The sequence below is a fragment of the Prosthecobacter sp. genome (genome assembly GCF_044227185.1).
GTDB lineage: Bacteria > Verrucomicrobiota > Verrucomicrobiia > Verrucomicrobiales > Verrucomicrobiaceae > Prosthecobacter.
Genome location: NZ_JBGAFO010000004.1, coordinates 552,826 through 567,845, shown reverse-complemented (window position 1 = coordinate 567,845; position 15,020 = coordinate 552,826). Strand labels below are relative to the sequence as shown.

Genomic DNA, 15,020 nt, shown 5'->3' with positions numbered 1-15,020 from the left:
GGCTGTTGAACCAGGTTTGCTCCCCCCCGCAGGAACTTCCTTGAATGCAGAGGGTTTAACCGCCACATTCCCACCTCGCCATGCCCAGGCACGTCCCCGACGATTTCAGTTTCCTGCCGACCGTTGATTCGACGGACAACGAGATCGTGGCGAAGGAGACGCTGTGGAAGTCCAAGCCTCCTCCTTCTCCTCCGGAGATCCATGAGCCGGAGTACGAGCCGGCGGCGGAGCACTACCCCGTGGAAGAGCCGGTGTATGAGCAGCCGGTGCATGAAGAGCCGGCGCATGAAGAGGTGGCGGCGGCTCCGCCCGCGCCTGCACCGCCGGTATTCAGCCAGGAGCCGCAGCCTGCGAAAAAGGTCCGGGTGTTTGAGCCGGACGCCGCGCATTCTTCGGCGGAGGCTGAACAAAGCAGCCCCGCCTCTTTGAAGGAAACGGAAGCTCCTGTCCAGGCCGGGAAGGAGACTCCCCCGATCAAGATTCAGATGCCGCAGATGGCGGTGCCTCCGCCCCCTCCGGTGCTGCCGAAGCAGGAAGGGCCTGCGAGTACGCCGGCTCATCATACTCCGAAGGAGGTACGGCTGACCATCCTGCCACCCGTGGTCGCCCCGCCGGCACCCGCCGCCAAACGGCTGCCCACCATTGACGACGCCCTGGAGGAGGCGAAGAAAGAGGGCGCGGAGGGCAAGGCGGGGGACGATCCGAAACCCTTCACCGCCCCGAAGCCGCCAGCCGAAGAGCCGCTGGACCCGGATCAGCTCAAAAAGCTGCGCTGGAAAAAGCTGGCGGAAAAGATCGGCCTGCGGACGCTGGGCATGAGCGTGGGGGTGCACCTCTTCCTGCTGCTGGTGGCGGCGTTCATCACCGTGACCCAGGTCATGGACCGGCAGGTGGACTTTCTGCCGGGCGGCAGCTCACCGCAGTCACAGGCGGCTGCGGAGGCTCTGACGCACAAGGTGCAGAACAAGAAGAATCCCTGGCTGAAGGCGAAGCCGCAGCAGCGGAAGATCACGGTGCAGTCCCTGTCTGCGGACATGGTGCTGCCGGAGATGCCGCCGATGGACATGATGGATTTCTCCAGCCTCAACAGCCGGATGGACCTGAGCAAGGCGCCGAGCATGGGCGCGGGCCAGCCCATGGGCATGGGTGGCGCGGGAGGCGGCTTCGGCGCAGGAATCGGGCGCGGTGGCAAGTTCAGCTTCGTGGGGCAGACGGCCACCGGACGGCGGGTGGTGTTTGTGGTGGATGTCTCCGGCTCCATGTCCGCCATCGGGCGGGGGGAGACGATCTCCCGCTTTGACCTGCTGAAGAAGGAGCTCAACAAGACCCTGAGCCAGATGCCGATGGGGACGGCGTACCAGATTTTGTTTTTTTCCGACTTTGCCTGGCCTCACAACGAGGTGGACAGCCGGAACGGAACGGCCATGGAAAAGTATCGCTGGGAGATCGAGTCCAAAGACTACAAGAAGGTGAAGATCCCCACTTTTAAATACATTCTGGCCAGCCCGTTTACCGTGCAGGACAGCAAGAACATCATCCAAAATGCGGACAATCCAGGCGGGACAAACTGGGGTTCCGGGCTGCTGATGGCGCTGAATGCGAACCCGAAGCCGGATGTGATCTTTTTCATGACCGACGGCAACCGCTCCGACGAGATGGGCTGGATCGACGTCGTCACCGCTGAAAACAAACGCAAACTGCCGATGACGGCGATCTACACCAGCGCGATGCAGCAGCCGGACGCGGCGCGGGAGCTGGACACGCTGGCAAAGCGCAACAACGGGAGATTCACCGTGGTGATGGGTGAGGGCAAGGTCATCAAGGGCGAGGACTTCTTCAACATGAAGTAACCCCGGCGTCTCAGCGCTGCAGTTCACGCAGGGCGGCCCCCACCTCATCCACGGGCAGGCCGACCACATTGGTGAAGGATCCGGTCATGTGCTCGAGCAGCATGTCCGTGCATTCCTGAATGCCGTAGGCACCGGCTTTGTCGAGAGGGTTCACGCGGGCATGATAGGAGCGGATGAGGTCATCGGTGAGCGGCTTGAAGGTGACATGGGTGATGACATGCAGCTCCCGGCGCACAGCGGCATCCGCGGCAAACACGACTCCGGTGCAGACTTCATGGGTGCGGCCGGAAAGGCGGCGGACCATGTGCAGCGCCTCCTCCATGTCGCTGGGTTTTCCCAGAGGATGCCCGTCCACGTAAACGAGGGTGTCGGCGCCGATGACAAGGGCTTCAGGGCGGGCGCGGCTGACGGCCACGGCCTTGCGCCGGGCATTTTCGACGGTGAGCTCTTCGGGGGTCAGTGCCGGATCGTGAGCTTCCTCGACCTGGGAGAGGACGATCTCAAACGCAAACCCGGCACGGCGCAGAAGCTCCTCACGGCGTGGGGAGGCGGAGGCCAGCACGAGCGGTAGGCCGCTCACGCGCGTTTCTCCACGATGGTCGCGACATCATCCGCGCGGATGACGGCATCCCGCTTGTCCGGTGTGCGGTAGCGGTAGTAGCCGGTTTTTTCCTGGTACTGCGGCACGCCCTCGCAGGGCACCTCGCGCCCGTCCTTGAGCTTGATCTTGTGCGGCGTGGTGGAGGCAAACATGCTCGGCACGGAGCAGGAGACGGTGAAGAGAGCTGGCAGGAGCAGCAGGAGACGGCGCATGGCGTTCATCGCAGTAGATGTGGGAATAACGACTTTGTTAAGACATGACTTTCGGTGATTTTGTTCATCCCGCAGGGCGGCAAGATTTTCAAGCGTCACAAGGATGTCGGTTGAAGCAGCCTCCATGCCTTCTACCAGTCGGCATGAGTCAAAATCTTCCACCAGCCATCGGTATTATCGGCGGATCCGGCCTGTACGATCTTGAGGGATTTGAAAATCGGGAAGAAATCAGCGTGGAAACCCCCTTCGGCCCGCCGTCGGATGCGCTGGTGACGGGCACACTGGGCGGCCGCCGGGTGTACTTCCTGCCCCGCCATGCGAAGGGGCACCGCATCCTGCCCACGGAGCTGAACCACCGGGCGAACCTCTGGGCGCTGCGCAGCCTGAATGTGCGGTGGATCATCGCCGTGACGGCCGTGGGCAGCCTGCAGGAACAGTACCACCCCCGGGACATCGTGCTGCCGGACCAGTTCTTTGACCGCACCAGCCGGCGCGACCAGCACACCTTTTTTGGCAAAGGGATCGTGGCGCACGTGGCCTTTGGCGACCCGATCTCTGAGGGGCTGCGCGCGCTGCTGCATGAGGCCTGCGTGGCGCAGGGCCGGAAGGTGCACAACGGCGGCACCTACGTGTGCATGGACGGGCCCGCCTTCTCCACGCGCGCGGAATCCAACGCGCACCGGCAGCTCGGCTTTGACGTGATCGGCATGACGAACCTGCCCGAGGCGAAGCTGGCGCGGGAAGCAGAAATCGCCCTGGCGACGCTGGCGATGGTCACGGACTACGACTGCTGGAAGGTGGAGGAGGAGGCGGTGACGGCCGAGTCAGTGATCGGGCACCTGCACGCGAACGTGGCGGCGTCCAAGGCCATTCTGGCGCAGGTCATACCGAACATCCCGGCGGAGCCAGACTGGCCGGAGCACCGTGCGCTGGACAGCGCCCTGATGACGGACCGCAAGCTGTGGCCCGAGCAGACGGTGGAGAATCTCCTGCCGATTTTGCAGCGGTTTCTGTGACTTTTTAGGAACGGGGAAGAGACAGAGCTTGCCAGAGGGGAGCGGCCAGCGGCATGGTGAAACATGAATCCGCCGAATCTGCCGCCGCCCTTTCCGCAGTCCCCGCCGCCGATGGTCCCGCTGCCGCCGGTTCCTCCACGCAAAGGCATGGGCGCCGGCTGGATTGTGCTGATCATTGTGGGAGCCGTGGTGGCGGTGTGCGCGGTGCTGGCCGCGCTGGCGCTGCCCGCCTACCAGCGCATTCAGCGCATGGCCGAGGAGATGAAACAGAAGGAGTCCCAGGCAGTGCAGGCCCCGGTGCCGCTGACCGAAGCGCAAAAGACGGCCCTCGTGCAGTTTGGAAACGATCTGGCCGATGCGCTGAGCGAGAAAAATGGCGCCAGGGTGCTGGCCATGCAGGACGCCGAGGGATTTTGTGCACGCGTGTTTGAAAAAATTCCCTCCGGCATTCCCAACCGGGCAGACATGCGGCGCGGGTTTATGAACGGCATCCAGAAACGCGATGGCGGCTGGCTGTGGAGCGCGATGAGCGGTGATGTGCACTTCCTGCGCACGCGGGAGCGGCTCGGCTTTCCGGCCGTGCTGCTGCGCATCAAAACTCCCGAGGGGGCGGTGAGCTACGTGGACATCCTGGTCCGGCCGGAGGGCGGAGGCTTTCGCATCGTGGACATGTTCAACTACATCTTTGCCACGACGGCGTCCGAGGAGTCGCGCAACGTGCTCGCCGCGATGCTTTCCAAATCGGGAGGCAGCGGCCTGTCCGCGCTGCTGGGCACCCCGCATCTGGATGAAAAAACCGCCGGCTTCTTTGTCCGCATCAACGATGCCACACGGACGGGCAACATGGCCGAAGTGCTGCGCATTTGCGACAGCCTGCCGCCGGAGCTCAAAACCCAGCGCATTTTCTTCATCGTACGCCTGCAGGCGCTGATGGCGCTGAGCTCGACGGCCAAGCTGGACCAGCAGTACAAGGAGGCGCTGCGCGCCGCTCCGGACATCCTCGGCAAGGACAGCACGACGGACCTGCTCATGGTGGACCTGCTGTTCATGGAAAACGACTTCAAGGGGGCGGAGGAGTGCCTGAAACGCCTGGACAAGATCATCGGCGGCGACCCCTACGTGAAGTTCCTGCGCGCCGCCGCGCGCCTGCAGGCCAAGGACTACGCGGGGGCGCTGGAGATGGCGAACGAGGCTGGAAAAGAAGATCCGGAGATGGCGGATGTGGTGGATCTGCGGCTGGCGGTGTATCTGGCGCAGAAGGATTTCAAGGCGGTGGTGAACGAGCTGCGTGAGTTCAAACGGAACTTTGGGCAGGTGCTGGACCGCAAGGCACTCACCGGCGAACCCCAGTATGCGGAATTTCTCACCTCGCCTGAGTTTGCGGCGTGGGAGAAGGAGGCCGCGCAGCCCTAGTCTTCCATGAGTTTCACCGCGAGACGGCGCATGAACTGGCGCTCCTGCAGCAGGCCCAGGCGCTCGTAGGCTTCATCGAGATTGCGCAGGATGCGCAGGAGGGTGGCGTCGGCGGTGGCTGGCTCGTGAATGAGGTCTTCCATGCCCGGATTTGCGGCGGGGTGGTGCCGGGCCACATCGGCTGCCAGCATGAAGCGCCCGCGGTTGAAGCAGTCCACCAGCCAGGTCTTGTCGCGGTATTTCACGCGGGAGAGGAAGTGGCCGGGGAAATTGCAGCCTTCGATTTCGAGCCCGAAGCGGTGGCCCAGCAGACGGTAGAGGCAGCAGAGGCTGATGGGATTTCCCAGGCCGGTGTCCAGGACCCAGAAGAGATTGCTGTTGGCCGGAGAGTAGTAGTCCTTGCTGTTGCCACGGAAACGGGTCACGCCGTTGTGGGAGGCAAAGAGCCACTGCGCGAGCTCATGCGCATCCATGCGGCCTTTTTCGGCAAAGGCCTCCTCAGCCATGGCATCAAGGCGCCTGGCCAGATCGGCGGACTGGGTCTTCCACCCGTGCAGAAAGGCTGAAAGCTGGCTGAGGCCCTCTTCGAGCTGGGCGTCGGGGCCTTCCATCCATCGCCAGCGCATCCAGGTTTCCTCCAGCTCGGTGCGGCGGGCGGGGTCCAGCAACTGGGCGACGAGTTTTTCCTCGTCGGCGGAGAGGGGAGTCTCCAGCGTCTCAATGTGCTGCGGCAGCTCGCGGCGCATGCCGTTGAGCTCCTGCCGCACCGCATGGCGCACGACCTCAGAGTCGTCGTCGAGCAGTTTGATGAGATGGCTCAGGTGAGCGCTGGGAGGCATTTGGAGGTGATACCATGTTCCACACGCCAGATGCAATCACGATTTGTACTAGAGACGAATCTCCATCGCTTTGGCGGCGCGGTGGGCTTTGGCGCGGGCTTCGTTGATGGTTTCGGCGCGGGCGAGGGTGACGGCCATGCGGCGCTGGCCGGAGACGGAGGGCTTGCCGAAGAGGCGGACTTGTGTGTCGGATTCGGCAAGAACGTGGTCGAGGGCGCCGAACTGGACTTTGGCGGACTCGCCTTCGACCAAAACGGCGCAGCTGGCGCTGGGGCCGTGCTGGTGGATGTTGGGGATGGGGAGGCCGAGAATGGCGCGGACGTGGAGGGCGAACTCGGAGAGGTCCTGGGAGATAAGGGTGACGAGGCCGGTGTCGTGGGGGCGGGGGGAGACTTCGCTGAAGATGACGTCGTCGCCTTTGATGAACATTTCGACGCCGAAGAGGCCGCGGCCGCCGAGGGCTTCGGTGATGGCGCCGGCCATGTGCTCGGCGGAGGCGAGGGCTTTGGCGGACATGGGGTGGGGCTGCCAGGATTCGCGGTAGTCGCCTTTGATCTGATGACTTTGCCTTTGCCGGCGCGGCCGCCTTCCTGGGCGTACTGCCAGGAGTGGGGGATGTCGGCCTCGGTTTTGACGACGCTCTGGCCTTTGCCGGAGCTGCTCATAATGGGCTTCACGACGCAGGGCATGCCGATTTTGGCGATGGCGGCGCGGAATTCTTCTTCGGTGGAGGCGAAGATGTAGGGGGAGGTTTTGAGGCCGAGGTCTTCGGCGGCGAGGCGGCGGATGCCTTCGCGGTTCATGGTGAGCTTGGCGGCGCGGGCGGTGGGGACGACGCGGAAGCCTTCGGCTTCGAGCTCGAGGAGGGTGTCGGTGGCGATGGCTTCGATCTCGGGGACGATGCAGTCGGGTTTTTCCACCTCAACGAGGCGGCGGAGGGCTTCGCCATCGAGCATGGAGATGATGTGGCTGCGGTGGGCGACCTGCATGGCGGGGGCGTTGGCGTAGCGGTCGACGGCGATGACTTCGCAGCCGAGGCGCTGGAGCTCGATGACGACTTCTTTGCCGAGCTCGCCGGAGCCGAGAAGCATGACTTTGGTGGCGGAGGAGGAAAGGGGGGTGCCGATGCGGGACATGGGGCGGAGGGGGAGGGGGAGTTTGCGGTGGTTTACTGTTGTTGACGGTTGTTTACGATGGTTTGTCCGGAGTTCCAGAGGAGAGATGGCTGGGAGGGGAGATGAGTTCGGGGTTGTTGGCTATTGTTTGCGGGTGTTTGTCCGGAATTCCAGAGGAGCGATGGCCTAAGGGGGGACGGTGGCTGAACGGTTGTTGGGGAAGCTGGATGATGAGGCTGAGGAAGGTCGGGGGATTGAAAATTGAGAACTGAAAACTGAGAATTGGAAATTGCTGGAGGCGGGTGGGGAAGTTTAGGGTTGGTGGGTTATGGCGTTTCCGGGTCCTCCAGAACCTTCGCGGGTGCAGCGGCTGTTGAGGCCGGTGTGGGAGGCGTGGGCGGACCTGGTTTACCCGCGGCTGTGCTGTGTGTGCAAAGTGCCGGTGGGGGAGGGATGGTTTTGTGAGGGGTGCGAGGAGGGGCTGCCGCGGGTGGAGGCGCCGTACTGCCGGGTGTGCGGGGAGGTGTATGAGGGGGCGGTGACGGGGGAGTTTCGCTGCGGGAACTGCAGCGGGCGGCGGCTGGAATTTGAGTTTGCGGTGGCGGCCTGCCATGCGGAGGGGGCGGTGCGGGAGCTGATCCACCAGTTCAAGTATGAGCGCCGGCTTCATCTGCGGGGGGCGCTGGCGAGCCTGATGATGCGCACGCTGGCGGAGGAGCCGCGGCTGGCGGGGGAGAATCTGGCGGAGTGGCTGCTGGTGCCGGTGCCGCTGCACCGCAGCCGGGAGGTGGACCGGGAGTACAATCAGAGCTGGGAGCTGTGCCAGCGGCTGTCCCGCCTGACGGGGATCCCCGCGGCGAAGGCGCTGCTGCGCACGCGGGAGACGGAGCAGCAGGCGGGGCTGAGCCGGGAGGAGCGGCTGAAAAACCTGCGCGGGGCCTTTGCGGTGCGCCCGCCGGGGCGGTGGCGGGCGGAGACCAGGCTGCAGGGGCGGCGGATTCTGCTGGTGGACGATGTTTTCACCACGGGTGCGACGACGAGCGAGTGCGCGCGGGTGCTGCGGCGGGAGGGCGGGGCAGAAAAAGTGGTGGTCATCACGACAACACGCGGCTAGGATCGCCCCCGCGTCCGATTTCAAGCCGGGCTGACAGTGCGAACGCCGGGTGGTTTTCCCCATCCAGCCACTCCTGCGACATGCGATTCGGGGAGACGTATCTGCCAGGCCTGCCTGCCTCAAGACGCCCATACCGACTGACCTACCATGGGATTTTTCAAAAAACGCAACATTGACGATTTAGGCGAGAAGAAACGCGACATGCCGGAGGGGCTTTGGACGAAGTGCCCTTCATGCGGGGAGAGCCTGTTTGAGCAGGCGCTGGCCAAAAACCTGCGGGTCTGCACGAGCTGCGGCTACCATTTCACGATCGGCTCGGAAGAGCGCATCGCGAGCCTGGTGGACGAGGGCAGCTTTGCGGAGATGGACAAGGGGCTGGACTCCGTGAATGCGCTGGGCTTCAAGGGCTATCTGGACAAGGTGAAGGCCTACCAGGGCAAGACCGGCCTAACTGAGGCGGTGGTGACGGGGCGCGCCAATATCGAGGGTATTCCGGTGCTGCTGGCGATCATGGATTTCCGCTTTCTGGGCGCGAGCATGGGCAGCGTGGTGGGGGAGAAGATCACCCGCTCGATCGAAGTGGCCACGGCGGAACGCAAGCCGGTGATTGTGTTTTCGGCGTCGGGTGGTGCGCGCATGCATGAGGGGATTTTGAGCTTGATGCAGATGGCGAAGACGAGCGGGGCGCTGGCGAGGCACTCGGAGGCGAGGCTGCCGTATATTTCGGTGCTGACGCACCCGACGACCGGTGGTGTGACGGCGAGCTTTGCGACGCTGGGAGACCTGATTCTGGCGGAGCCGAAGTGCATGATCGGGTTTGCGGGGCCGCGTGTGGTGAAGGAGACGACGCATGCGGATCTGCCGCCGGGATTCCAGACGGCGGAGTTCATGATGCAGCACGGGCTGGTGGACATGATCGTGGACCGCAAGGACATGCGGGCGACGCTGGCGAAGGTGCTGAGGTATATGGGCGGGGGGAAGTGATCGGTGACTCGGCTGGGCTCATGGGCGGGAGCCGAGGGCTTGAGGTAAAGCGGCTCTCCGTGAGCCACTTTTCGCGAGTTGAATGAGTGGAATGGAGGCTGAGGAGGAGGAGGTCTGTTCTTCAGCCCACGGGTCGGACGCGGAGCTGGCGAAGGGAGTAGAAGGGGGAGCTGGATTGCGGGATGCGTTTGGCGCCGTGCTTGCGGCGTGGGCCAAAGTGGTCGCGGTGCGTGATGAAGATGTCTTCGACGAAGGCTTTGCTGCCGAGGACCAGGCCCTCGGTGAAATAGCGCACGCGGAGGCGGATGAGTTCGGAAGGAGTGAGTTTTCCCTTCGCAGCGAGCACGGCGCGGGCGGATTCGGGGGTGATGCCGCGACGAATGACCTTTTCGTTTTGGGCATCGCGTACCTCGCGGCCTTCGTCGTGGAGGAGGCAGCGGTAGGCTTCTGCAGTGCTGGCGCTCTTCCAGCCGTCCACGGGTTTGCCGAGCGCTTTGCACAGGCCACGCTGGGCTCGGCGGCTTCCACTCAGCGCCTCGGCGTAGCCGCACCAGCGGTAGTCCTTGGGATCTTGGCACAGGCCGGCGCGCACGGGGTTGAGATCGATGTAGGCAGCCATGGTGCGCAGGGGTTCGCCTTTGCCCTCGACGAGCACGCTTTTGAAACGGTCCATCCAGAGGGTGCCCTTGCGTTCATGGCGCTTGTTGTACCAGCGGCTGAAACGCTCTTTGATTTCTTTGACGAAGAGGGAGAGATCGCAGAAGCGCTTTTTGAGGGCGGCGATGCGCTGGGTGGCGAGGGCGTGCATTCCGCGGGAGCGGAGGTCGGAGAGTTCCTCGCGCAGGAGGCTGAGGTAGGCGCGGCTGTAGAGGATGGAGAGGTGATCGAAGAGTTTTGTTTCTCCATCGGGGTCGTCGAAGCGCTGCAGCCAGGTCTGGCGATGGGGGACTTCGGCGAGGAGGTGGAAGTGATTGCGCATGATGCAGTAGGTGACGACCTTGATGCCGGAGAATTCGGCCATGCGCCAGATGACGCGGCGGAGGGCTTCTTTTTCGACGTCATCGAAATGAACCTCGCCGCCGCAGGTGCGTGACATGACGTGATAGCAGTAGGACTCGAGGGGGCCTTTGCCGAGGATGCGATGCCTGCCGCCGGACCAGGAGCGCGCGCCGGGGTAGAGGCCGGTTTTGGCGTTGACGCCAACGAGCTGCTCTTCGAGCGGGAGAGGCTGAGGATGAGAGAGTTGGGCGGAGTCCATGGGAAGGAATGTGGAGGGGGATGTTGCGCGATCAACAACTAAATGCCTGGCATTATTTAGGTGATCGTCGACCGTGGGCCATGATACGGTGGCGAGATGCTGGATGCTGGGGCGAAGGGGGACGATGAAGACAGTGAGACAATGAGGCAATCCGAGGGGGAGATGGGAGGGGCGGGACTTTAGGATCGAGGGCGGGCCTCTTTCGTTAAAGCTACGGAGCCGAGGGTTCGAGTGGAGGGCGAGGGCGAGGGCGAGGGCGAGGGGGCTTGGGGTGTGGCGAGAGCGGCGCTGAAGGGCCGCAGTCCGGGACGCTGGCGCGGTGTTTGGGGGCGTTGGGGCTGGGGGATCGAGGACGAGTAGGGGGAACGAGAACGAGGACGAACGAGAACGAGGACGAGGACGAGGACGAGGACGAGGACGAGGACGAGGACGAGGACGAACGAGAACGAGGACGAACGAGGACAAGGACGGACGAGGACGAGGCAAAGATGGTGGGGGGTGGGCTAGCCTGGGGAGGGGATGGGGAGGGTAGAGCTAAAAAGGACGGGAAATGTGTCTTTCCGCATTTGCACTCGTAACGAATGGGAGCATTCTGCTCGCCCCCTCATGAGTGCTACATTGCCGTACCGCGCCAACGCGGATTTCCTCGAGTCCAAATATGTGGACTGGAAAAAAGACCCTGGTTCCGTGGAACCGCTGTGGTCGTCGTTTTTTGAAGGTTTCGAACTGGGCATGGCCCGGCTGCCGACGAAGGCCGGAGAAGCCGCCGGCGGTGGCGGTGGAGCGCCGCTGTCTGAGAAGACTCTCAATTTCCGCATGCGGGTGTCGAACGCGCTGCAGAGCTTCCGGGCGCTGGGCCATACGGCGGCGCATCTGGACCCGCTGGACAAGGAGGGGCCGGAGGTGCCCTCGCTGACGCCTGCGGGCCTGGGATTTACGGCCGAGGAGCTGGAGGAGGAGGTGCAGACGCACCTTTTCCGCAACGGGCAGCCGATGAAGCTCAAAACCATGCTGGCGGAGCTGCAGCGGATTTATTGCAGCAAGACGGGCTTTGAATTCATGCACATCCACCACCCGGAGGTGCGGGCGTGGCTGCTGGACCGCGTGGAGGGCCGAGACCTGGATGCGAAGCCGGTGGCGAAGGACCAGCTCAGCGCGCTGCGCTGGCTGCTGGAGGCGGAATCGTTTGAGCGCTTCCTGCACCGCAGGTTTGTGGGGCAGAAGCGGTTTTCCGTGGAAGGCGGGGAGAGCATGCTGGTGGCGCTGGAGACGCTGCTGGAGGCGATGCCGGCCGCCGGTGGCAAGGAGATCGTGCTGGGGATGGCGCACCGCGGACGCCTGAGCGTGCTGGCGAATTTCCTGCGCAAGCCGCTGGAGTACCTCTTTTATGAGTTCAGCGAGAACTATGTGCCGAACATGGTGTCCGGGGACGGTGACGTGAAGTACCACCTGGGCTTTGAAACGGTGCGGCAGACGAGCGGCGGGGACTCCGTGGGCGTGATGCTGGCGCCGAACCCGAGCCATCTGGAAGCTGTGGATCCTGTGGTGGAGGGCATGGCGCGCGCGCGCCAGCGTGCGCTGGGCGACACGAAGGACCGCAAGAAGGTGATCCCGGTGCTGATCCATGGCGATGCGGCGTTTGCCGGCCAGGGACTGGTGGCGGAGGTGCTGAACCTTTCCCAGCTTCCCGGCTACCGCACGGGCGGCACGGTGCACATCATCGTGAACAACCAGATCGGCTTCACGACGATGCCGGAAGATGCGCGCAGCTCGGACTATTGCACGGACGTGGCGAAGATGATCGAGGCGCCGGTGTTTCATGTGAACGGGGACTGCCCGCTGGAGGTGATGAATGCGACGAGGCTGGCGTTTGAATTCCGCCAGACTTTTGCGCGCGACGTGATCATCGACATCGTGTGCTACCGCCGTCATGGGCACAATGAGACGGACGAGCCGGGATTCACGCAGCCGAACATGGCGCGGTCGATCGCGGAGCATCCGTCCACGGCGACGCTGTTCCGGCTGGACCTGGCGGCGACGGGGGTGCTGGACGAGGCGGGCGCCGCCGCGCTGCAGCGCGAGCTGGACGATGAGCTGGAGGAAGGCGTGAAGACGCTGGCGGAGCGGGACAAGGGCAACGAAGGCGGCAACCCCTTTGAAGGCAGCATGGCGATGCCGCAGCCGGCGTATGACTACAACCCGGTGAAGACGGGCGTGAAGCTGACGACTTTGGAAACGATCGGCCAGCGGCTGCTGGAGGTGCCGGAGGAATTCAACCTGCACCCGACGATTGCGAAACGCTTCCTGGCGGCGCGCAAGAAAGCGATCGAGGCCGGGCAGGGGATCGACTGGGCATATGCGGAGTCGCTGGCGTTTGGCACGCTGCTGACCGAAGGGCACGGTGTGCGCCTGAGCGGGCAGGACGTGCGGCGCGGCACCTTCAGCCAGCGCCACAGTGTGTTTTATGATTCACAGACGCGCGAGCGGCACATCCCGCTGAACAATCTGGCGGCGGAGCAGGGACGGTACTGCGTGTACAACAGCCTGCTGTCTGAAGCGGCGGTGCTGGGCTTTGACTACGGGTACTCGCTGCTGGCGCAGAATCTGCTGGTGTGCTGGGAGGCGCAGTTTGGCGACTTCGTGAACGGTGCGCAGGTGATCATCGACCAGTTCATCGCCAGTGCGGAGAGCAAGTGGCAGCGGCCGAGCCACATCACGCTGCTGCTGCCGCACGGGTATGAAGGCCAGGGGCCGGAGCACTCGAGCGCGAGGCTGGAGCGGTTCCTGCAGCTGTGCGCCGGCGGGAACATGCAGGTGTGCAATTTCACGACGCCCGCGCAGTATTTCCACGCGCTGCGGCGGCAGATCAAGCGCAGCACGCGCAAGCCGCTGGTGGTGATGACGCCGAAGAGCCTGCTGCGGCATCCGAAGTGTGTTTCGAAGCTGAGCGACATGGCGGAGGACACCACCTTTAAAGAGGTGCTGGACGACGAGCATCTGCTGGCGGCGCCGGAGCGCATCACGCGACTGATCCTGTGCAGCGGCAAGGTGTACTATGACCTGCTGGAGTTCCGCGAGGAGCACAAGATCAAGAACGCGGCGATCATCCGCATCGAGCAGCTTTATCCGCTGAACTACGAGATGCTGAAGGAGATCGTGGCGAAGTATCCGAGAGCGCAGAAGAAGTGGATCTGGTGCCAGGAGGAGCCGCGCAACATGGGCGCCTTCTACTACATCCGCCCACGTCTCGAAGAGCTCTCCAACCACAAGGTGCGCTACGCGGGCCGCGAGCGCAGCTCCAGCCCGGCCGCGGGCTCCAAGGCGATCCACTCGCTCGAACAGGACAAGCTGGTCGAGTCCGCCTTCAGCGTGTGATTCATTCTGCCCCACTGATTTTTCTCCCTACATCCCGTCATGCCCTCAGACATCAAAATACCCGCACTCGGCGAATCCGTCGCCGGTGGTCAGATTGCGAAATGGCACTTCAAAGAAGGTGACCACGTGAAAACTGGCGACATCCTGCTCACGCTCGAAACCGACAAGGTGGCCGCTGAAGTAACCGCTGAAGCCAGCGGAGCGCTGCACATCGGCAAACAGGCGGGGGAAGATGTGGAAGTGGGAGCGGTGGTGGGCTCGATCGATGAAAGCGCCGCCGCACCGGCAGCGAAGGCCGAGGCGCCGAAACCGGCTCCGGCCGCTGCTGCCGCAGCACCTGCACCGGCAGCCGCTCCTGCCGCTGCACCAAAAGCGGAAGAGAAGCCGGCGAATGTGACGGAATTTAAAGTGGTGCCGAAGCCTGAGCCTGCTCCCGCTCCGGCGGCGAAGGCCGCACCGGCGCCGGAAGGCCGCGTGACGCGGAAGAAGATGACGCCGCTGCGCAAGAAGATCGCGGACCAACTGGTGAGCGCGCAGCGGACGGCGGCGATTTTGACGACTTTCAACGAGTGCGACATGACGAACGTGATGGCGCTGCGCTCGCAGCTGCAGGACGGCTTTGTGAAGAAGAACGGCGTGAAGCTGGGCTTCATGAGCTTCTTCATCAAGGCGGTGGTGGAGGCGCTGAAGGCGGTGCCGCAGATCAATGTGCGGGTGGAAGGCGAGGAGATCGTGCAGCAGCATTATTACGACATCGGTGTGGCGGTGGGCACGGAGCGCGGGCTGATCGTGCCGGTGCTGCGTGACGCGGACCAGAAGAGCTTTGCCGATCTGGAGAAGGACATTCTGGGCTACGCGGCGAAGGCGAAGGAAGGCAAGATCCAGGTGAGCGACCTGACGGGCGGCGTCTTCACGATTTCCAACGGCGGTGTGTACGGCTCCCTGCTGAGCACGCCGATCATCAACCCGCCGCAGAGCGCGATCCTGGGCATGCACAGCATCCAGCAGCGCCCGATGGCGGTTGACGGGCAGGTGGTGATCCGCCCGATGATGTACCTGGCGCTGAGCTATGACCACCGTGTGGTGGACGGCAAGGAAGCGGTGACGTTCCTCATTCGCGTGAAGGACTGCATTGAGAATCCTGCGCGCATGCTGGTGGGAGCGTAAGGGCGGGCTGAAGGCACGCCGATTTTGGAAGACCGCAGGGGAGGCTCTGCGGTCTTTTGTTTGTGAGATGGGAGAT

11 protein-coding genes and 1 pseudogene are annotated in these 15,020 nt (G+C 63.7%); 7 read left to right on the top strand and 5 right to left on the bottom strand.

Annotation, left to right across the window (positions count from 1 at the left end):
• Positions 1-80: 80 nt before the first annotated feature.
• Positions 81-1,850 carry a hypothetical protein gene (locus ACILSQ_RS12805; protein WP_395744026.1) on the top strand — a complete coding sequence of 590 codons (1,770 nt, stop codon included), beginning with the start codon at positions 81-83 and terminating at the stop codon, positions 1,848-1,850.
• Between the two features lie 10 nt (positions 1,851-1,860).
• On the opposite strand, the gene ACILSQ_RS12800 is transcribed toward ACILSQ_RS12805, so the two are convergent.
• Both ACILSQ_RS12800 and ACILSQ_RS12795 read right to left on the bottom strand, forming a co-directional pair.
• Positions 1,861-2,430 carry a Maf family protein gene (locus ACILSQ_RS12800; RefSeq protein ID WP_395744025.1) on the bottom strand — a complete coding sequence of 190 codons (570 nt, stop codon included), beginning with the start codon at positions 2,428-2,430 and terminating at the stop codon, positions 1,861-1,863.
• Positions 2,427-2,663 carry a YgdI/YgdR family lipoprotein gene (locus tag ACILSQ_RS12795; RefSeq protein WP_395744024.1) on the bottom strand — a complete coding sequence of 79 codons (237 nt, stop codon included), beginning with the start codon at positions 2,661-2,663 and terminating at the stop codon, positions 2,427-2,429. Before ACILSQ_RS12795 ends, ACILSQ_RS12800 begins: the two co-directional genes overlap by 4 nt.
• A gap of 143 nt (positions 2,664-2,806) precedes the next feature.
• Here ACILSQ_RS12795 and mtnP point away from each other — a divergent pair, with 143 nt between their 5' ends.
• Together mtnP and ACILSQ_RS12785 are read left to right on the top strand one after the other, a co-directional pair.
• The gene (gene mtnP, locus ACILSQ_RS12790; protein ID WP_395744023.1) at positions 2,807-3,679 is read left to right on the top strand and encodes an S-methyl-5'-thioadenosine phosphorylase; all 873 of its coding nucleotides are present in this window, start codon (positions 2,807-2,809) and stop codon (positions 3,677-3,679) included.
• A gap of 63 nt (positions 3,680-3,742) precedes the next feature.
• Positions 3,743-5,092 carry a tetratricopeptide repeat protein gene (locus ACILSQ_RS12785; RefSeq protein WP_395744022.1) on the top strand — a complete coding sequence of 450 codons (1,350 nt, stop codon included), beginning with the start codon at positions 3,743-3,745 and terminating at the stop codon, positions 5,090-5,092.
• Here ACILSQ_RS12785 and ACILSQ_RS12780 read toward each other — a convergent pair.
• Together ACILSQ_RS12780 and ACILSQ_RS12775 are read right to left on the bottom strand one after the other, a co-directional pair.
• Positions 5,089-5,931, bottom strand: a complete 843-nt coding sequence (locus ACILSQ_RS12780; RefSeq protein WP_395744021.1) for a transglutaminase-like domain-containing protein — start codon at positions 5,929-5,931, stop codon at positions 5,089-5,091. The two genes, ACILSQ_RS12785 and ACILSQ_RS12780, sit on opposite strands and share 4 nt — an antisense overlap.
• A gap of 48 nt (positions 5,932-5,979) precedes the next feature.
• Positions 5,980-7,067, bottom strand: a pseudogene (locus ACILSQ_RS12775) (phosphoribosylglycinamide formyltransferase 2).
• A gap of 340 nt (positions 7,068-7,407) precedes the next feature.
• Here ACILSQ_RS12775 and ACILSQ_RS12770 point away from each other — a divergent pair.
• Positions 7,408-8,160 carry a double zinc ribbon domain-containing protein gene (locus tag ACILSQ_RS12770; protein WP_395744020.1) on the top strand — a complete coding sequence of 251 codons (753 nt, stop codon included), beginning with the start codon at positions 7,408-7,410 and terminating at the stop codon, positions 8,158-8,160.
• A gap of 147 nt (positions 8,161-8,307) precedes the next feature.
• A complete protein-coding gene (gene accD, locus ACILSQ_RS12765) occupies positions 8,308-9,144 on the top strand; it encodes an acetyl-CoA carboxylase, carboxyltransferase subunit beta (RefSeq protein ID WP_395744019.1) in 837 nt (278 codons plus the stop codon).
• A gap of 121 nt (positions 9,145-9,265) precedes the next feature.
• Here accD and ACILSQ_RS12760 read toward each other — a convergent pair whose 3' ends face one another.
• Complete coding sequence (locus tag ACILSQ_RS12760; RefSeq protein WP_395744018.1) at positions 9,266-10,402, bottom strand: transposase; 1,137 nt, start codon at positions 10,400-10,402, stop codon at positions 9,266-9,268.
• Between the two features lie 606 nt (positions 10,403-11,008).
• Between ACILSQ_RS12760 and ACILSQ_RS12755 the strand changes: the two genes are divergently transcribed.
• Positions 11,009-13,777: a 2-oxoglutarate dehydrogenase E1 component gene (locus ACILSQ_RS12755; RefSeq protein WP_395744017.1), complete on the top strand. Its 2,769-nt coding sequence runs from the start codon at positions 11,009-11,011 to the stop codon at positions 13,775-13,777.
• Between the two features lie 39 nt (positions 13,778-13,816).
• Positions 13,817-14,944: a dihydrolipoyllysine-residue succinyltransferase gene (gene sucB, locus ACILSQ_RS12750; RefSeq protein WP_395744016.1), complete on the top strand. Its 1,128-nt coding sequence runs from the start codon at positions 13,817-13,819 to the stop codon at positions 14,942-14,944.
• The last annotated feature ends 76 nt before the right edge of the window (positions 14,945-15,020 follow it).